The organism is Variovorax sp. J2L1-78, assembly GCF_030317205.1.
Classification (GTDB): domain Bacteria; phylum Pseudomonadota; class Gammaproteobacteria; order Burkholderiales; family Burkholderiaceae_C; genus Variovorax; species Variovorax arabinosiphilus.
Genome location: NZ_JASZYB010000001.1, coordinates 1,389,562 through 1,407,965, shown reverse-complemented (window position 1 = coordinate 1,407,965; position 18,404 = coordinate 1,389,562). Strand labels below are relative to the sequence as shown.

20 protein-coding genes and 1 tRNA gene are annotated in these 18,404 nt (G+C 65.1%); all 21 read left to right on the top strand.

Translation table 11 applies throughout. From position 1 onward, the window contains the following. The first annotated feature begins 37 nt into the window (after positions 1-37). Positions 38-1,036 carry an NAD(P)H-quinone oxidoreductase gene (locus QTH86_RS06770; RefSeq protein ID WP_286645436.1) on the top strand — a complete coding sequence of 333 codons (999 nt, stop codon included), beginning with the start codon at positions 38-40 and terminating at the stop codon, positions 1,034-1,036. Positions 1,037-1,055: 19 nt separating this feature from the next. Then, positions 1,056-1,805: a triose-phosphate isomerase gene (gene tpiA, locus QTH86_RS06765; RefSeq protein WP_286645437.1), complete on the top strand. Its 750-nt coding sequence runs from the start codon at positions 1,056-1,058 to the stop codon at positions 1,803-1,805. A gap of 34 nt (positions 1,806-1,839) precedes the next feature. Then, a complete protein-coding gene (secG, locus tag QTH86_RS06760) occupies positions 1,840-2,256 on the top strand; it encodes a preprotein translocase subunit SecG (RefSeq protein ID WP_286645438.1) in 417 nt (138 codons plus the stop codon). A 129-nt stretch (positions 2,257-2,385) separates the two neighbouring features. Next, positions 2,386-2,470: transfer RNA gene (locus QTH86_RS06755), tRNA-Leu, on the top strand. 68 nt (positions 2,471-2,538) lie between these two features. Then, positions 2,539-2,898: an NADH-quinone oxidoreductase subunit A gene (locus tag QTH86_RS06750; RefSeq protein WP_262074822.1), complete on the top strand. Its 360-nt coding sequence runs from the start codon at positions 2,539-2,541 to the stop codon at positions 2,896-2,898. A 26-nt stretch (positions 2,899-2,924) separates the two neighbouring features. Continuing rightward, positions 2,925-3,407 carry a NuoB/complex I 20 kDa subunit family protein gene (locus tag QTH86_RS06745; protein WP_140839331.1) on the top strand — a complete coding sequence of 161 codons (483 nt, stop codon included), beginning with the start codon at positions 2,925-2,927 and terminating at the stop codon, positions 3,405-3,407. Positions 3,408-3,418: 11 nt separating this feature from the next. Next, positions 3,419-4,027: an NADH-quinone oxidoreductase subunit C gene (locus QTH86_RS06740; protein WP_286645439.1), complete on the top strand. Its 609-nt coding sequence runs from the start codon at positions 3,419-3,421 to the stop codon at positions 4,025-4,027. A gap of 24 nt (positions 4,028-4,051) precedes the next feature. Continuing rightward, on the top strand, positions 4,052-5,305 hold the full coding sequence (locus QTH86_RS06735) for an NADH-quinone oxidoreductase subunit D (RefSeq protein ID WP_286645440.1): 1,254 nt from the start codon (positions 4,052-4,054) through the stop codon (positions 5,303-5,305). Beyond that, complete coding sequence (gene nuoE / locus QTH86_RS06730; protein ID WP_286645441.1) at positions 5,302-5,832, top strand: NADH-quinone oxidoreductase subunit NuoE; 531 nt, start codon at positions 5,302-5,304, stop codon at positions 5,830-5,832. The genes QTH86_RS06735 and nuoE overlap by 4 nt, the downstream gene beginning before the upstream one ends. Continuing rightward, positions 5,829-7,169 (top strand): NADH-quinone oxidoreductase subunit NuoF, encoded by a 1,341-nt coding sequence (gene nuoF / locus QTH86_RS06725; protein ID WP_286645442.1) that lies wholly within the window; start codon positions 5,829-5,831, stop codon positions 7,167-7,169. Before nuoE ends, nuoF begins: the two co-directional genes overlap by 4 nt. A gap of 16 nt (positions 7,170-7,185) precedes the next feature. Continuing rightward, the gene (gene nuoG / locus QTH86_RS06720; protein ID WP_286645443.1) at positions 7,186-9,378 is read left to right on the top strand and encodes an NADH-quinone oxidoreductase subunit NuoG; all 2,193 of its coding nucleotides are present in this window, start codon (positions 7,186-7,188) and stop codon (positions 9,376-9,378) included. Beyond that, a complete protein-coding gene (gene nuoH, locus QTH86_RS06715) occupies positions 9,375-10,451 on the top strand; it encodes an NADH-quinone oxidoreductase subunit NuoH (RefSeq protein WP_286645444.1) in 1,077 nt (358 codons plus the stop codon). Before nuoG ends, nuoH begins: the two co-directional genes overlap by 4 nt. A 15-nt stretch (positions 10,452-10,466) precedes the next feature. Further along, entirely contained in the window at positions 10,467-10,979 is a 513-nt protein-coding gene (gene nuoI / locus QTH86_RS06710; RefSeq protein WP_286645445.1) for an NADH-quinone oxidoreductase subunit NuoI, read from the top strand. 26 nt (positions 10,980-11,005) lie between these two features. Beyond that, positions 11,006-11,659 carry an NADH-quinone oxidoreductase subunit J gene (locus QTH86_RS06705; protein ID WP_286645446.1) on the top strand — a complete coding sequence of 218 codons (654 nt, stop codon included), beginning with the start codon at positions 11,006-11,008 and terminating at the stop codon, positions 11,657-11,659. Then, positions 11,656-11,964, top strand: coding sequence for an NADH-quinone oxidoreductase subunit NuoK (gene nuoK, locus QTH86_RS06700; RefSeq protein ID WP_262074813.1), 309 nt, complete (start codon positions 11,656-11,658; stop codon positions 11,962-11,964). The genes QTH86_RS06705 and nuoK overlap by 4 nt, the downstream gene beginning before the upstream one ends. A gap of 9 nt (positions 11,965-11,973) precedes the next feature. Then, positions 11,974-14,022: an NADH-quinone oxidoreductase subunit L gene (gene nuoL / locus QTH86_RS06695; RefSeq protein WP_286645447.1), complete on the top strand. Its 2,049-nt coding sequence runs from the start codon at positions 11,974-11,976 to the stop codon at positions 14,020-14,022. Between the two features lie 25 nt (positions 14,023-14,047). Further along, positions 14,048-15,523 (top strand): NADH-quinone oxidoreductase subunit M, encoded by a 1,476-nt coding sequence (locus QTH86_RS06690; RefSeq protein WP_286645448.1) that lies wholly within the window; start codon positions 14,048-14,050, stop codon positions 15,521-15,523. A gap of 24 nt (positions 15,524-15,547) precedes the next feature. Next, positions 15,548-17,035, top strand: a complete 1,488-nt coding sequence (gene nuoN / locus QTH86_RS06685; RefSeq protein WP_286645449.1) for an NADH-quinone oxidoreductase subunit NuoN — start codon at positions 15,548-15,550, stop codon at positions 17,033-17,035. A gap of 7 nt (positions 17,036-17,042) precedes the next feature. After that, positions 17,043-17,351, top strand: coding sequence for a DUF2818 family protein (locus QTH86_RS06680; protein ID WP_286645450.1), 309 nt, complete (start codon positions 17,043-17,045; stop codon positions 17,349-17,351). A 4-nt stretch (positions 17,352-17,355) separates the two neighbouring features. Further along, entirely contained in the window at positions 17,356-17,946 is a 591-nt protein-coding gene (locus tag QTH86_RS06675) for an NUDIX domain-containing protein (protein WP_286645451.1), read from the top strand. Between the two features lie 11 nt (positions 17,947-17,957). Continuing rightward, entirely contained in the window at positions 17,958-18,404 is a 447-nt protein-coding gene (locus tag QTH86_RS06670) for a DUF1178 family protein (protein ID WP_286645452.1), read from the top strand.

The following is an 18,404-nucleotide window of genomic DNA, read 5'->3' as shown; positions in this document are numbered from 1 at the left end:
AGGGCGGTGCGAGCCGCCCCATCTTTCCCTTCCCACGATGAAAGCCATTGAAATCACTTCGTTCGGTGCGCCGGACGTGCTGCGCGTCGTCGATCGGCCGGACCCGGTGGCGGGCGAGGGCGAACTGCTGATCCGTGTCGCGGCCAGCGGCGTCAATCGCCCGGACGTACTGCAACGCACCGGCAACTACCCGGTGCCGCCGGGCGCGTCCGATCTGCCGGGCCTCGAAGTGGCCGGCGAGATCGTCGCTGGCGACGCCAAGGCGCTGGCCGATGCCGGCCTGGCGATCGGCGACCGCGTCTGCGCACTGGTCGCGGGCGGCGGCTATGCCGAACTCTGCGTGGCGCCTGTCGCGCAGTGCCTGCCGGTGCCCAAGGGCTGGAGCGACATCGATGCCGCCTCGCTGCCCGAGACCTTTTTCACCGTCTGGAGCAACGTGTTCGAGCGCGGTCGCCTCCAGAAGGGCGAGACGCTGCTGATCCAGGGCGGCTCGAGCGGTATCGGCGTGACCGCCATCCAGCTCGGCAAAGCCATGGGCGCGACGGTCATCGTCACGGCCGGCAGCGACGACAAGTGCGAGGCTTGCCTCAAGCTGGGCGCCGACCACGCCATCAACTACAAGTCGAGCGACTTCGTCGCCGAGATCAAGCGCATCACGGACGGCCGGGGCGTCGACGTGATCCTCGACATGGTCGCCGGTGCCTATGTGGCGCGCGAGATCGACTGCCTGGCCGAAGACGGCCGGCTGGTGATCATCGCGGTGCAGGGCGGCATCAAGGCCGAGATCAACGCCGGGCTGGTGCTGCGTCGCCGCCTGACGGTCACGGGCTCGACCCTGCGTCCGCGCTCGATCGCCTTCAAGGGCGCCATCGCGCAGGCGCTGCGCGACAAGGTGTGGCCGCTGCTGGAGAGCGGCGCGATCAAACCTGTCGTGCACAGCACCTTCGCCGCCATCGGCGATCCCAGCGGCGGGGCGCAGGCCCATGTCCTGATGGAATCGAACCAGCACATCGGCAAGATCGTGCTGAGCTGGTGAACAACGGAACAAGACGACGATGACCCCACGGAAGCTGATTGCCGGCAACTGGAAGATGAACGGCAGCCTGTCGGCCAACGACGCGCTGCTGAAGGCGCTGCTGCAGGGCGTCGGCACGCCGGGCTGCGACGTCGCGGTGTGCGTGCCGGCACCGTACTTCGCGCAGGTGCAGTCATTGGTGGCGGGCTCGCCCGTCGCGCTGGGCGCGCAGGACATTTCGGCCCAGCCGCAAGGCGCCTTCACCGGCGAGCAGTCGGCGGCGATGTTGAAGGACTTCGGTGTGCGCTACGCCATCGTCGGCCACTCGGAGCGGCGCCAGTACCACGGCGAAACCGATGACGTCGTGGCGGCCAAGACGGCAGCCGCGCTCGCCAATGGCATCACGCCGATCGTCTGCGTGGGCGAAACGCTCGCGGAGCGCGAAGCCGGCCGCACGGAAGAGGTGGTGAAGCGCCAGCTCGCCGCGGTCATCCACGTCAACGGCCATTGCATCAGCGAGATCGTGGTGGCGTACGAGCCGGTCTGGGCCATCGGCACGGGCAAGACGGCCACACCCGAACAGGCGCAGGGCGTGCATGCCGTGCTGCGCGCACAGTTGCACCACGCGGCGAGCGAACACGCCGCGGGCATCCGCATCCTCTACGGCGGCAGCATGAACGCGGCCAATGCGGCGGAACTGCTCGCCCAGCCCGACATCGACGGCGGTCTGATCGGCGGCGCGTCGCTCAAGGCGCCTGACTTTCTACACATCATTGCAGCCGCACGCTGAGTCGCGCGCGGCAGATCCTTAGGAGAAACAACGAATGAACATGGTCCTCAACATCCTCGTCGGTGTGCAGATGCTCACCGCGCTGGCAATGATCGGCCTCATCCTGGTGCAGCACGGCAAGGGCGCCGACATGGGCGCGGCCTTCGGCAGCGGCAGCGCTGGTAGCCTGTTCGGTGCCAGCGGCAGCGCCAACTTCCTGTCGCGCACCACGGCAGTCCTCGCCGCGGTGTTCTTCGTGTGCACGTTGCTGCTGGCCTACTTCAGCCATGCGCGGCCTGCGTCGGGCGGCAACAGCCTGCTCGAGCGCGCGGCCATCGGTGCGCCTGCGCCGGCTGCATCGGGTGCTGCGCAGATTCCGGCCGCTGGCACGCCGGCTGCGCCGGGCGCCAGTGCACCGGCTTCGGCACCTGCCGCGCCCGCTTCCGGTGCAACGCAGATCCCGACGAAGTGATCCACGCAAATCTGTGTGCATTCATTGCAGCAGTGCACTGAAAACAACTGCATTTCAGGGTAAACTCTAAAGCTGTCCGGAAAGCCAAAACCCTCTGGGTTCCTCATGCCATCCGGGCAGCAAAAAACCGCGGTCGTGGTGAAATTGGTAGACACGCTATCTTGAGGGGGTAGTGGCGAAAGCTGTGCGAGTTCGAGTCTCGCCGACCGCACCAAATCTCACCGGCAGAAGGCAGCCATCGCGCTGCTTCCTGTCGGTGTCAAGCGGTGATAGAACCCCCTGATGAACCTCGATTCCTACCTCCCCGTCCTGTTGTTCATTCTGGTCGGCATCGGGGTCGGCATCGCACCCCAGGTTCTGGGCTACATCCTTGGTCCCAATCGGCCCGACGCGGCCAAAAATTCCCCTTACGAGTGCGGTTTCGAAGCGTTCGAGAACGCCCGCATGCAGTTCGATGTCCGCTACTACTTGGTGGCCATCCTCTTCATCCTGTTCGACCTGGAAATCGCCTTCCTCTTCCCCTGGGCCGTCGCGCTCAAGGAAGTGGGTCCGGCGGGCTTCTGGGCGGTCGTGATCTTCCTGGCCATCCTCGTCGTGGGCTTCGCCTACGAATGGAAAAAGGGTGCGCTTGACTGGGAATAGCCGGAACTCGGCAACAAGGTACAGCCATGGCCATTGAAGGCGTTTTCAAAGAAGGCTTCGTCACCACGTCCTACGACTCGGTGGTGAATTGGGCCAAGACCGGCTCGTTGTGGCCCATGACCTTCGGTCTGGCCTGCTGCGCGGTCGAAATGATGCATGCGGCCGCCGCGCGCTACGACATCGGGCGCTTCGGCGCCGAGGTGTTCCGCGCCAGCCCGCGCCAGTCCGACCTGATGATCGTGGCCGGCACGTTGTGCAACAAGATGGCGCCGGCGCTGCGCAAGGTGTACGACCAGATGGCCGAGCCCCGCTGGGTGCTGTCGATGGGCTCGTGCGCCAACGGCGGCGGCTACTACCACTACAGCTACTCGGTCGTGCGCGGCTGCGACCGCATCGTGCCGGTCGACGTCTACGTGCCGGGCTGCCCGCCCACGGCGGAGGCCCTGATCTACGGGATCATCCAGCTGCAGCAGAAAGTGCGCCGCACCAACACCATCGCCCGCGCCTGAACGGGACCGACATGACAGTCTTTGCGATCGATCCCGGTGCCCTGAAGGACACCATTGCCGCGGCCCTTGGCGACAAGGTCAAGAGCATCAATGTGGCGCTCGGCGAGGTGACGCTGGTGGTGAAGGCCGCCGACTACCTGGCCGCCATGCAGACCCTGCGCGACGCGCCGGGCTGCCAGTTCGAGCAGCTCGTCGACCTCTGCGGCGTCGACTATTCGTCGTACCGCGACACCGAATGGGAAGGCCTGCGCTACTGCGCGGTGTCGCACCTGCTGTCGGTAAGCCTGAACCAGCGCGTGCGCGTGAAGGTGTTCTGCGCCGACGACGATTTCCCCGTGCTGCCGTCGGTGATGCACCTGTGGGCTTCGGCCAACTGGTTCGAGCGCGAAGCCTTCGACCTGTTCGGCATCGTGTTCGAGGGTCATGAAGACCTTCGCCGCATCCTGACCGACTACGGCTTCATCGGCCACCCGTTCCGCAAGGACTTCCCGCTGTCGGGCCATGTCGAGATGCGCTACGACGAGGCGCTCAAGCGCGTGGTCTACCAGCCGGTGTCGATCGAACCCCGCGAAGTCACGCCGCGCGTGATCCGCGAAGAGAACTACGGAGGCCTGCACTGAGGCTTCGTGCCACGGTGATTCAACATGGCTGAAATCAAGAACTACACGCTCAACTTCGGTCCGCAGCACCCGGCCGCGCACGGTGTGCTACGCCTGGTGCTCGAGCTCGACGGCGAAGTCGTCCAGCGCGCCGACCCGCACATCGGGTTGCTGCACCGCGCGACCGAGAAGCTCGCCGAGCACAAGACCTACATCCAGTCGCTGCCCTACATGGACCGCCTCGACTACGTGTCGATGATGTCCAACGAGCATGCCTATTGCCTGGCCATCGAGAAGTTGATGGGCATCGAGGTGCCGATCCGCGCGCAGTACATCCGCGTGATGTTCGCCGAGATCACGCGCCTGCTGAACCACCTGATGTGGCTCGGCTCGCACGGCAACGACTGCGGCAGCTCGACCATCCTGATCTATGCGTTCCGCGAACGCGAAGACCTGTTCGACATATACGAAGCCGTCTCGGGCGCGCGCATGCACGCGGCGTACTTCCGCCCGGGCGGCGTCTACCGCGACCTGCCGGACACGATGCCGCAGTACAAGGTCAGCAAGATCAAGAACGCCAAGGCGCTCGAGCGCATGAACGAGAACCGCCAGGGTTCGATGCTTGACTTCATCGATGACTTCACGAAGCGTTTCGTGAAGCACATGGAGGAGTACCACACGCTCCTGACCGACAACCGCATCTGGAAGCAGCGCACCGTTGGCATCGGCGTCATGACGCCCGAGCGCGCGCTCAACCTCGGCCTCACCGGCCCGATGCTGCGCGGCTCCGGCATCGCCTGGGACCTGCGCAAGAAGCAGCCGTACGACGTGTACGACCGCATGGACTTCGACATCCCGGTCGGCAAGACCGGCGACTGCTACGACCGCTACCTGGTCCGCATGGAAGAGATGGCGCAGTCCAACCGCATCATCAAGCAATGCGTCGACTGGCTCCGCGTGAATCCCGGCCCGGTCATCACCGACAACCACAAGGTGGCAGCGCCGGCCCGTGAGTCCATGAAGGGCAACATGGAAGAGCTGATCCACCACTTCAAGCTCTTCACCGAAGGCTTCCACGTGCCCGAAGGCGAGGCGTATGCCGCCGTCGAGCACCCGAAGGGCGAGTTCGGCATCTACCTGGTCAGCGACGGCGCCAACAAGCCGTACCGCCTGAAGATCCGCGCGCCCGGCTTCGTGCATCTGTCGGCGCTCGACGAGATGACGCGTGGCCACATGATCGCGGACACCGTCGCCGTGATCGGCACCCTGGACATCGTGTTCGGAGAAATCGATCGATGAGCAATCCCAGCACCCCCGCGGCCGCGAAGCCGCTGTCTGCCGCTGCCCTGGAACGCTTCGCGCGCGAAGTGGCCAAGTACCCGGCCGACCAGGCGCAGTCCGCCGTGATGGCCTGCCTGTCGATCGTGCAGCAGGAACAGGGCTACGTGAGCCTCGAAAGCGAGAAGGTCGTCGCCGACTTCCTCGGCATGCCGCAGATCGCCGTGCATGAGGTCACGACCTTCTACAACATGTACAACCAGCAGCCGACCGGCCGCTTCAAGCTCAACGTGTGCACGAACCTGCCGTGCCAGTTGCGCGACGGCGTCACGGCGCTGAACCACCTCGAGAAGAAACTCGGCGTCACCATGGGGGGCACGACCGACGACGGTATGTTCACGCTGCAGCAGAGCGAATGCCTCGGCGCCTGCGCCGATTCGCCGGTGATGTTGGTCAACGACCGCACCATGTGCAGCTTCATGAGCAACGAGAAGCTCGACCAGCTCATCGACGGCCTGCGTGCCTCGTCGAAGGGAGACGCCGCATGACGCCCGAACAAGTCCTCTCGCAGTTCCGGGCCACGGGTGTCCAGACCTGCTTCCATGACCGCCACATCGGCGCTCAGATCTATGCCGGCCTCGACGGCACCAACTGGCGCCTGGCCGACTATGAAGCGCGCGGCGGTTACCAGGCCCTGCGCAAGATCCTGACCGAGGGCCTGACGCCCGACCAGGTGATCGCCGAGGTCAAGGCTTCCGGCCTGCGCGGCCGTGGCGGCGCGGGCTTCCCGACCGGCCTGAAGTGGAGCTTCATGCCCCGCCAGTTCCCGGGCCAGAAGTACCTCGTCTGCAATTCGGACGAAGGCGAGCCGGGCACCTGCAAGGACCGCGACATCCTGCAGTTCAACCCGCACATCGTGATCGAAGGCATGGCCATTGCGGCGTACGCGATGGGCATCAGCGTCGGCTACAACTACATCCACGGCGAGATCTTCCAGGCCTACGAACGCTTCGAAGAAGCGCTGGAAGAGGCGAGGGCGGCCGGTTACCTCGGCAATGCCATCATGGGCAGCACGTACAACTTCCAGTTGCATGCGGCCCACGGCTTCGGCGCGTACATCTGCGGCGAAGAAACCGCACTGCTCGAATCGCTTGAAGGCAAGAAGGGCCAGCCGCGCTTCAAGCCGCCGTTCCCGGCGAGCTTCGGCCTGTACGGCAAGCCGACCACCATCAACAACACCGAGACCTTCGCGGCGGTGCCCTGGATCATCCGCAACGGCGGCCAGGCCTACCTCGAATGCGGCAAGCCGAACAACGGCGGCACCAAGATCTACTCGGTGAGCGGTGACGTCGAACTGCCGGGCAACTACGAGGTGCCGATGGGCACGCCGTTCTCCAAGCTGCTCGAACTCGCCGGTGGCGTGCGCAAGGGCCGCACGCTCAAGGCGGTGATCCCGGGTGGGTCGTCGTCGCCGGTGCTGCCGGCCGACATCATGATGGCCTGCACCATGGACTACGACTCCATCGCCAAGGCCGGCTCGATGCTGGGTTCGGGTGCGGTCATCGTCATGGACGACAGCCGTTCGATGGTCGAGTCGCTCAAGCGCCTTTCGTACTTCTACATGCACGAATCCTGCGGGCAGTGCACGCCGTGCCGCGAAGGCACGGGCTGGATGTGGCGCGTGGTGGACCGCATCCACAACGGTCACGGCAAGCAGACCGACATGGACCTGCTGAACTCCGTGGCCGACAACATCCAGGGCCGCACGATCTGTGCACTGGGCGACGCTGCGGCGATGCCGGTGCGCGCCATGATCAAGCACTTCCGCCACGAGTTCGAGGCGCTGATTCCGGGCTACGTCCCCAAAGTGGCCGCCAAGGCCTGAGGGACCGGGAAAACATATGGTTGAAATCGAACTCGACGGCAAGAAGGTCGACATCGTCGAAGGCAGCATGATCATGCATGCGGCCGACAAGGCGGGCACGTACATCCCGCACTTCTGCTACCACAAGAAACTCAGCATTGCGGCCAACTGCCGCATGTGCCTGGTCGACGTGGAGAAGGCGCCCAAGCCGATGCCGGCCTGCGCCACGCCCGTGACCCAGGGCATGATCGTCCGCACCAAGAGCGAGAAGGCCATCAAGGCCCAGCAGTCGGTGATGGAGTTCCTGCTCATCAACCACCCGCTCGACTGCCCGATCTGCGACCAGGGCGGTGAATGCCAGCTGCAGGATCTGGCCGTGGGCTACGGCGGCTCTTCCTCGCGCTACGAGGAAGAGAAGCGCGTGGTGTTCCACAAGGACGTCGGCCCGCTCATCAGCATGGAAGAGATGAGCCGCTGCATCCACTGCACGCGCTGCGTCCGCTTCGGCCAGGAAGTCGCCGGCGTGATGGAGCTCGGCATGATCCACCGCGGCGAGCATTCCGAAATCACGACCGTGATGGGCGAGACCGTCGACTCCGAACTCTCGGGCAACATGATCGACATCTGCCCGGTCGGTGCGCTCACCAGCAAGCCTTTCCGTTACAGCGCCCGCACGTGGGAGCTCTCGCGTCGCAAGTCGGTCAGCCCGCACGACTCGACCGGCGCCAACCTGATCGTCCAGGTCAAGAACCACCAGGTGATGCGCGTCGTTCCGCTGGAGAACGAAGACGTCAACGAATGCTGGATCGCCGACCGCGACCGCTTCTCGTACGAATCGCTCAACAGCGACGAGCGCCTGACGCAGCCCATGCTCAAGCAGGGCGGCCAATGGCAGGCCGTCGATTGGCAGACCGCCCTCGAATACGTGGCCAACGGCCTGCGCCAGATCAAGACCGACCATGGCGCGTCCGCCATCGGCGCGCTGGTCAGCCCGCACAGCACCGTCGAAGAGCTGGCGCTCGCCGGCGCCCTGGTGCGCGGCCTGGGCAGCGAGAACATCGACTACCGCTTGCGCGCCGCCGACTTCACGCCGGCCGGCGGCATCCGCTGGCTCGGCACCTCGATCGCGTCGCTGTCGAACCTGCAGCGCGTGCTGGTCGTGGGCTCGAACCTGCGCAAGGACCATCCGCTGTTCGCGCAGCGCATCCGCCAGGCCGCCCGCAAGGGTGCGGCCGTGAGCGTGATCGCCTCGGCGAACGAACTGGCTTCGCGCGACGCGTGGGCCATGTCGCTCGCCGGCGTGACGACCGTGGCCGCTGGCGGCTGGGTACAGGCCCTGGCCGACGTGGCGACGGCCATCGGGGCAGAGAAGGGCGTTTCGGCGCCTGCCCAAGGCAACGCGAGCGACGAGGCCAAGGCCGTCGCGCAATCGCTGCTGGGCGGCGAGCGCAAGGCGATCCTGCTCGGCAATGCCGCGGCCCACCATGCCGACGCATCGCGTCTGCTGGCGCTCGCGCAGTGGATCGGCGAACAGACCGGCGCCAGCGTCGGCTACCTCACCGAAGCCGCCAACACGGTCGGCGCCCAATGGGCGAACGCACTGCCTGGCGCGAACGGCCTGAACGCCGGCCAGATGCTGTCGGGCGGCCTGAAGGCCGTGCTGCTGCTCAACAACGAACCTGAATTCGACTCGGCGGCGGGCGCCCGTGCGGCAACTGGCCTCGAGCATGCCCAGATGGTCGTGACCCTGAGCCCCTTCAAGGCGAACCTCGCCATCAGCGACGTGCTGCTGCCGATCGCGCCGTTCAGCGAAACGCCCGGTACCTTCGTCAATGCCGAAGGCCGGATCCAGAGCTTCCATGCCGTGGTCAAGCCGCGCGGCGAAGCCCGTCCGGCCTGGAAGGTCCTGCGCGTGCTGGGCAACATGCTCGGCCTGCCGAACTTCGATTTCGAAACCGCGCAGGACGTGCTGGCCTCGGTGCGTGGCGCCGACGCCGGCGCGACGCACATCGCTGCCGACCGGCTGTCGAATGCAGCGCCTGCCGGCGTCGACTTGTCGAAGGCGGCGGTCGATGCCGCAGCGCCGGTCACGGCGTCGATCTACCAGCTGGACGGCCTCGTGCGCCGCGCCACCTCGCTGCAGCTGACCGCCGATGCGCGCGGTGCTTCGCATGCGGCGCTCGGTGTGTGGCCCGGCCAGCATCCGGTCCTGGATGAGGTGACGGCATGATCGATTCCATCTACGGTTTCGGCCAGGGCCTCATCGGCGCACACTGGTGGACCGCCGGCGGCTGGCCGGTGCTCTGGGCACTGATCAAGATCATCTGCGTGCTGCTGCCGCTGCTCGGCGCCGTGGCCTATGCGACGCTGTGGGAGCGCAAGTTCCTGGGCTGGATCCAGGTCCGCCATGGCCCCAACCGCGTGGGGCCCTTCGGCCTGCTGCAGCCCATCGCCGACGCACTCAAGCTGCTCACCAAGGAACTGATCAACCCGACCGCCGCGTCGCCCGGGCTGTTCCGTCTCGGCCCGATCATGGCCATCATGCCGGCGCTCGCCGCCTGGGTCGCGATTCCTTTCGGGCCCGAGGCGATCCTCGCGAACGTCAACGCTGGCCTGCTGCTGATCATGGCGATCACCTCGATCGAGGTGTACGGCGTGATCATCGCCGGCTGGGCCTCGAACTCGAAATACGCCTTCCTGGGCGCGCTGCGCGCGTCGGCCCAGATGGTGAGCTACGAAATCGCCATGGGCTTCTGCCTGGTCGTCGTCATCATGGTGACGGGCAGCCTGCACCTAGGCGACGTCGTGGCTTCGCAGGGCAAGGGCATGGGCGTGAACATGGGCCTGGGCTTCCTGTCGTGGAACTGGCTGCCGCTGCTGCCGATCTTCGTGGTCTACGTGATCTCCGGCGTGGCCGAGACCAACCGCCACCCCTTCGACGTGGTCGAAGGCGAAGCGGAAATCGTGGCTGGCCACATGGTCGAGTACTCGGGCATGGGCTTCGCGATCTTCTTCCTGGCCGAGTACGCCAGCATGTGGCTCGTGTCGATCCTGGCCGCGCTCATGTTCCTGGGCGGCTGGCTGTCGCCGATCGGCTTCCTCGATTTCATCCCGGGCTGGATCTGGCTGGGCCTGAAGACCTTCTTCGTGCTCACGCTCTTCATCTGGATCCGCGGCACCTTCCCGCGCTTCCGCTATGACCAGATCATGCGTCTGGGCTGGAAGATCTTCATTCCGGTCACCCTGGTGTGGCTGCTGGTGGTCGGGGGCTGGATGCAGACGCCCTGGAACATCTGGAACTAAGCGGAGAACCCCACGATGTCTTCAGCTGTTGCTGCTTCCACCTTCTCGGTCAAGGACTTCCTCAAGAGCTTCATGCTCACGGAACTCCTCAAGGGCATGGTCCTGACGGGGCGCTACGCGTTCCGCCGCAAGATCACGGTCCAGTTCCCCGAGGAAAAGACCCCGCTGTCGCCGCGCTTCCGCGGCCTGCACGCGCTGCGCCGCTATGACAACGGCGAAGAGCGTTGCATCGCCTGCAAGCTGTGCGAGGCCGTGTGCCCGGCGGTGGCGATCACGATCGAATCCGACGTGCGCGACGACGGCTCGCGCCGCACCACGCGCTACGACATCGACCTGACCAAGTGCATCTTCTGCGGCTTCTGCGAAGAGAGCTGCCCGGTCGACTCGATCGTCGAGACGCACATCCTCGAGTACCACGGCGAGAAGCGGGGCGACCTGTACTTCACCAAGGAAATGCTCCTGGCCGTGGGCGACCGCTACGAAAAAGAGATCGCTGTGAACAAGGCAGCCGACGCGAAATACCGTTAACGGCAGACGCCCCAAAGAAAAATTCCATGGACGTCAAGACAGGCTTCTTCTATCTGTTCTCGCTGGTGCTGCTGTTCGCGGCCTTCCGAGTCATCACGGCGCGCAATCCCGTGCACGCCGTGCTCTACCTGATGCTCGCGTTCTCGCAGGCATCGGCCGTGTGGCTGCTGCTGCAGGCCGAGTTCCTGGCCATCGTGCTGGTGCTCGTCTACCTGGGCGCCGTGATGGTGCTCTTCCTGTTCGTCGTGATGATGCTCGACCTGAACATGGACAGCCTGCGAGAGGGCTTCTGGAAGCACTTCCCGCTGGCCGCGCTGGTCGGTGTGGTGATCGCGCTCGAGATGGCCTACGTGCTGATGGGCGGCTTCCGTGAGATGCCCGCGGCGGCGCAGGCGGCCATGACGCAGGGCGGCTCCAACACCAAGGCGCTGGGCATCCTGCTGTACACGGAGTACCTGTACCCGGTGCAGATCGCCGCCGTGATCCTGGTGGTGGCGATGATCGCGGCCATCGCGCTCACGCTGCGCCAACGCAAGGACACCAAGTTCATCGATGTGAGCGACCAGATCCACGTGAAGGCACGCGACCGCATGCACCTCGTGAAGGTCGACGCCACGCGTGCGGCACCGCCGCCCCCGCCGGCCGAGCCTGCACCTGCCGCACCGGAGAAGAAGGCATGACACTGACCCTCTCACATTACCTGTCGCTCGGCGCGATGCTCTTCGCGATGTCGGTCATCGGCATCTTCCTGAATCGCAAGAACCTGATCGTGCTGCTGATGTGCATCGAACTGATGCTGCTGGCGGTCAACATGAATTTCGTCGCCTTCTCGCACTACCTGGGCGACATGCACGGCCAGATCTTCGTGTTCTTCATCCTGACGGTCGCCGCGGCCGAGTCGGCCATCGGCCTGGCGCTGCTGGTGCTGCTGTTCCGCAACAAGTCGAGCATCAATGTCGACGAGCTCAACACGCTCAAGGGATAAGGCTTTCTCATGAGCGCAACACTTTCCGCATCCACGCTGCTGGCGGTCCCGATGGCGCCGCTGGTCGGCGCAGCACTGGCCGGCCTGTTCGGCACGAAATTCGGCGGCAACCACATCGGCCGCAAGGTCACGCATTCGCTGACCATCCTCGGCGTCGCCATCGCCTTCCTGATCTCCGCGATGACGCTCAAGAGCGTGGTCGTCGACGGCGCGCGCTTCAACGCCACGCTCTACGAATGGATGATCGTCGGCGGCCTGAAGATGGAAGTCGGCTTCCTGGTCGACGGCCTCACGGCCATGATGATGTGCGTCGTGACCTTCGTGTCGCTGATGGTCCATATCTACACCATCGGCTACATGGAAGAGGACGAGGGCTACAACCGCTTCTTCGCCTACATCTCGCTGTTCACCTTCTCGATGCTGATGCTCGTCATGAGCAACAACATGCTCCAGCTGTTCTTCGGCTGGGAAGCGGTGGGCCTGGTGTCGTACCTGCTGATCGGCTTCTGGTTCAACAAGCCGACCGCGATCTTCGCGAACATGAAGGCCTTTCTGGTCAACCGCGTGGGCGACTTCGGCTTCATCCTGGGCATCGGCCTGATCGCCGCCTACGCCGGCACGCTGAACTACGGCGAAGCCTTCGCCAAGGCCGACGACCTGGCCAAGCTGACCTTCCCGGGCACCGAGTGGATGCTGGTGACCGTGATCTGCATCTGCCTGTTCATCGGCGCGATGGGCAAGAGCGCGCAGTTCCCGCTGCACGTCTGGCTGCCCGACTCGATGGAAGGCCCGACCCCCATCTCGGCACTGATCCACGCGGCGACCATGGTGACCGCCGGCATCTTCATGGTGGCACGCATGTCCCCGCTGTTCGAGCTGAGCGACACGGCCCTGAGCTTCATCCTCGTGATCGGCTCCATCACCGCGCTCTTCATGGGCTTCCTGGGCATCATCCAGAACGACATCAAGCGCGTGGTCGCCTACTCGACGCTGTCGCAGCTGGGCTACATGACGGTGGCGCTGGGCGCCTCGGCCTACTCGGTGGCCGTGTTCCACCTGATGACGCACGCCTTCTTCAAAGCCCTGCTGTTCCTCGGCGCCGGCTCGGTGATCATCGGCATGCACCACAACCAGGACATCCGCTGGATGGGCGGCGTGCGCAAGTACATGCCGATCACCTGGATCACCTCGTTGCTGGGCTCACTGGCGCTGATCGGCACGCCGCTGTTCTCGGGCTTCTACTCGAAGGACAGCATCATCGAAGCGGTGCACGAGAGCCACCTGTGGGGTGCCGGCTTCGCCAACTTCGCGGTGCTCGCAGGCGTGTTCGTCACGGCCTTCTATTCGTTCCGCATGTATTTCCTGGTGTTCCACGGCAAGGAGCGCTACGACCAGAACCCGGACGCGCACCACGACGATCATCACGCGCACGACGACCACGGTCATGGCGATCATGGCCACGGCCATGACGCGCACAAGCCGCACGAGTCGCCCTGGGTGGTCTGGCTGCCGCTCGTGCTGTTGGCCATCCCCTCGGTCGTGATCGGCTTCCTGACGATCCAGCCGATGCTCTACGGCGAGTTCTTCAAGGACGCGATCTTCTTCAACCTGGACAAACATCCGGCGATGAAGGAAATGGAAGAAGCCTTCCACGGACCGCTGGCCATGGCGATCCACGGCCTGACCACGGCGCCGTTCTGGCTGGCCCTGGCGGGTGTGGCGCTGTCGTACTACATGTACATGATCAACCCGGCGCTGCCGGCGGCGATCAAGCGTGCCTTCGGCCCGGTGTACCGCCTGCTGGAGAACAAGTACTACCTCGACTGGATCAACGAGAACATCCTCGCCCGCGGCGCACGTGCATTGGGCACGGCGTTCTGGAAGGGCGGCGACCAGGCCCTGATCGACGGTGCCGTGGTGAACGGTTCCTGGAAGCTGATCGGCCGCATCGCCGGCGTCGTGCGCTGGATGCAGTCGGGCTACATCTACCACTACGCCTTCGCGATGCTGCTGGGCATCTTCGTGCTCATGACGTACTTCGTCTGGTTCAACAAGTAAGCGTGCGCGCTGGAGAAAAAGAAAAATGGGTTTGTTGAGCCTTGCCATCTGGGTGCCGATCGCCTTCGGCGTCCTGCTCCTGGCCATCGGCCGTGACGACCGTGCCAACATGGTCCGCTGGATCGCGCTGGTCGGCTCCCTCGTGAGCTTCCTGGTCACGATCCCGCTGTACACGCGTTTCCAGCTCGGCACCGCTGCAATGCAGTTCGTCGAGAAGTTCAGCTGGATCCAGCGCTTCAACGTGAGCTACCACGTGGGCGTCGACGGCCTGTCGCTGTGGCTGGTGCTGCTGACCGCTTTCATCACCGTGATCGTCGTGATCTCGGCCTGGGAGGTGATCACCGAGCGCGTGAGCCAGTACTTCGGCGCCTTCCTGATCCTGTCGGGGTTGATGATCGGCGTGTTCTCGGCGCTCGACGGCATCCTGTTCTACGTGTTCTTCGAAGCCACGCTGATCCCGATGTACCTCATCATCGGCATCTGGGGCGGCCCGAACAAGATCTACGCCGCCTTCAAGTTCTTCCTGTACACGCTGCTCGGCTCGCTGCTCATGCTGGTCGCGCTGATCTACCTGTACAACAAGTCGGGCGGCAGCTTCGACATCCTGACCTGGCACAAGCTGCCGCTGGAAAGCGGCGCGCAGAGCTTCCTGTTCTTCGCTTTCTTCGCGGCCTTCGCCGTAAAGGTGCCGATGTTCCCGGTCCACACCTGGCTGCCCGATGTGCACGTCGAGGCGCCGACCGGTGGCTCGGCCGTGCTGGCCGCCATCATGCTGAAGCTGGGTGCCTACGGCTTCCTGCGCTTCTCGATGCCGATCGCGCCCGACGCCTCGCGCGAATGGGCCTGGCTGATGATCGGCCTGTCGCTCATCGCCGTGATCTACGTCGGCCTGGTCGCGCTGGTGCAGCAGGACATGAAGAAGCTGGTGGCGTACTCGTCGGTCGCCCACATGGGCTTCGTCACGCTCGGCTTCTTCATCTTCAACGAGCTCGGCGTGTCCGGCGGCATCGTGCAGATGATCGCGCACGGCTTCGTCTCGGGTGCGATGTTCCTGGGCATCGGCGTGCTGTACGACCGCGTGCACTCGCGTCAGATCGCCGACTACGGCGGCGTGGTCAACACCATGCCCAAGTTCGCCGCCTTCGCGCTGCTGTTCGCCATGGCTAACTGCGGCCTGCCGGGCACCGCCGGCTTCGTGGGCGAGTGGATGGTGATCCTCGGCGCGGTCAAGGCGAATTTCTGGGTCGGCTTCGGTGCGGCCACTGCGTTGATCTTCGGCGCCGCCTACACGCTCTGGATGTACAAGCGCGTCTACCTGGGCCCGGTGGGCAACGACCATGTGAAGGAGCTCAAGGACATCAACGCCCGCGAGTTCCTGATGCTGTCGCTGCTGGCCATCGCCGTGCTGTGGATGGGCCTCTTTCCGAAGCCTTTCACCGACGTGATGGATGCCTCCGTGGTCGACCTGCTGCGCCATGTCGCCGCGTCCAAGCTTCCCTGAAATCCACGCTGACAAGAGAACGAGATGATTGACAAACTCAGCTGGATGGCGATCTACCCCGAAGTGCTGCTGCTGGTCATGACCTGCATCATCGCGCTGGTCGATCTGTCGACGACCGGCGCCCGCCGCACCCGCACCTACATCCTGACCCTGCTCACGCTGGCGGTGGTGGCAGTGCTCACCGGCCTGAATGCCTCCAACGGACGCACGGTCTACGGCTTCGGCGGCATGGTCGTGAGCGACCCGATGGGCAACTGGCTCAAGTGCTTCGCGACCCTGGCCCTGATGGTGACGCTGGTCTACGGCCGTCCCTATGCGGCCGACCGCGGCATGCTGCGCGGCGGCGAGATGTTCACGCTCAGCATGTTCTCGCTGCTGGGCGGATTCGTGATGATCTCGGGCAGCAACTTCCTGATGATCTACCTGGGCCTGGAACTGCTCACGCTCTCCAGCTATGCCCTGGTGGCGCTGCGCCGCGACAACGCGACCGCCAGCGAAGCCGCCATGAAGTACTTCGTGCTCGGCGCCATGGCCAGCGGCTTCCTGCTGTACGGCCTGTCGATGATGTACGGCGCCACAGGTTCGCTCGACGTCAACGAGGTCTTCCGAGCGATCGCGAGCCGCAAGGTGAACCACCAGGTGCTGGTGTTCGGCCTGGTCTTCGTGGTGGCCGGCCTGGCCTTCAAGGTCGGCGCCGCCCCGTTCCACATGTGGGTGCCCGACGTGTACCAGGGCGCGCCGACGGCGATCACGCTGCTGATCGGCGCCGCGCCCGAACTGGCGGCCTTCGCCATCATCATCCGCCTGCTGGTGGAAGGCATGCTGCCGCTGGCCATCGACTGGCAGCAGATGCTGGCGGTGCTGGCCGTCGCCTCGCTGCTGGTGGGCAACCTGGCTGCCATCGCGCAGACCAACCTCAAGCGCATGCTGGCCTACTCGACCATCTCGCAGATGGGCTTCATGCTGCTGGGTCTGGTGGCGGGCGTGGTCAACGGCAGCACCTACAACGCGCAGTTCGCGTACAGCGCCTCGATGTTCTACGTCGTGACCTATGTGCTGACCACGCTGGCGAGCTTCGGCATCATCCTGCTGCTGGCGCGCGAAGGCTTCGAGAGCGAAGAGATCACCGACCTGGCCGGCCTGAACCAGCGCAGTCCGCTGTACGCCGGCGTGATGGCCATCGCGATGTTCTCGCTGGCCGGCCTGCCGCCGCTGGTTGGCTTCTACGCCAAGCTGGCCGTGCTGCAGGCGCTCATCGCGTCGGGACAGGCCATCTACATCGGCCTGGCCGTGTTCGCGGTGATCATGTCGCTGATCGGCGCCTTCTACTACCTGCGTATCGTGAAGGTCATGTACTTCGACGCACCGGTCACGGCGACCACCGTGTCGGCCCCGCGCGACGTGCGTGCGGTGCTCACGGTCAACGGCGCGCTGATCCTGATCCTCGGCATCGTGCCTGGTGGCCTGATGACGCTGTGCGCACAGGCCATCGTGGCCACGCTGGCGAACTGACGGCGGCGTGTCGCAAAGCGCCTCCGTCTGGCTGGTCCTGCTGCTGGCCCTGGTGGCCGCGAACCTGCCGTTCCTGAACGAGCGCTTGCTCGCGGTGCTTCCTGTCGGCACCGGCGGCAAGAAGTCGCTGGCGATTCGGCTGGCGGAACTGGTGCTGCTCTATTTCATCGTCGGCGGCATCGGACTGCTGTTCGAGCGCCGGGTCGGGCAGATCGCGCCGCAGGGTTGGGAGTTCTACGCCATCACCGGCGCACTCTTCATCGTGCTGGCCTTTCCCGGCTTCACCTGGCGCTATCTGCTCAAACACAGGAACTGACCCCATGGACGACGCGCATCTGAAGGAAGAGGGCATCGCGAGCGAGTCGCTCTTCGAGGGCAATTTCCTCCACGCCAAGCGCGACACCGTGCGCCTGCCCGACGGCCACACGGCGACGCGCGAGTATGTGATCCATCCCGGCGCCGTGGTGGTGGTGCCGTTGCTCGACGACGGCCGCCTCGTGCTCGAGCGGCAGTACCGCTACCCGGTGGGACAGGTGATGACCGAGTTTCCGGCCGGCAAGCTCGATGCGGGTGAATCGCCGCTGGTCTGCGGCCAGCGCGAACTGCTGGAGGAAACCGGCTACACCGCGCGCGAGTGGGCATATGCCGGCCTGATGCACCTGGCGGTCGGCTATTCCACGGAGATCATCCACATCTTCTTTGCCCGCGGGCTGACGCTCGGCGATCGCCAGCTCGACCATGGCGAGTTCGTCGACGTGTTCACAGCCACGCCGCAGGAGCTGTTCGACGGCTGCCGCGACGGCCGGGTGACCGACGCCAAGACGCACAGCTGCATGCTCTGGCTGCAGAACGTCCTGTCGGGCGTGTGGACGCTCGACTGGCAGACCCTGCCCGCCGCGAACGGCGACTGATAATTGCCGGCATGAAGGTTCTCGACCTCCAATGCCAGCACGGCCACGCCTTCGAGGGCTGGTTCGCCTCCAACGATGCCTTCGACGAACAGCGCGCGACCGGCCTGGTTGCCTGCCCGATCTGTGGCGACACCTCCGTCACCAAGCTGCTGTCGGCGCCGCGCCTCAACCTGAGCGGCGCGAAGGCGCCGGAAACCGCATCGGCATCGGCCAACGCCGTGGCCGCACCGGATTCACCCGAGGCGCGGTGGATGCGCGCCGTGCGCGAGGTGATGGCCAAGACCGAAGATGTCGGCGAACGCTTTGCCGACGAGGCGCGTCGCATGCACTACGGCGAGACGGCCGAACGCGGTATCCGCGGGCAGGCCACGCGCGAGCAGACCGAAGCGCTGCTCGACGAGGGCATCCCGGTGCTGCCCTTGCCGCTGCCCGCGGCGCTCAAGGAAACCCTGCAGTAG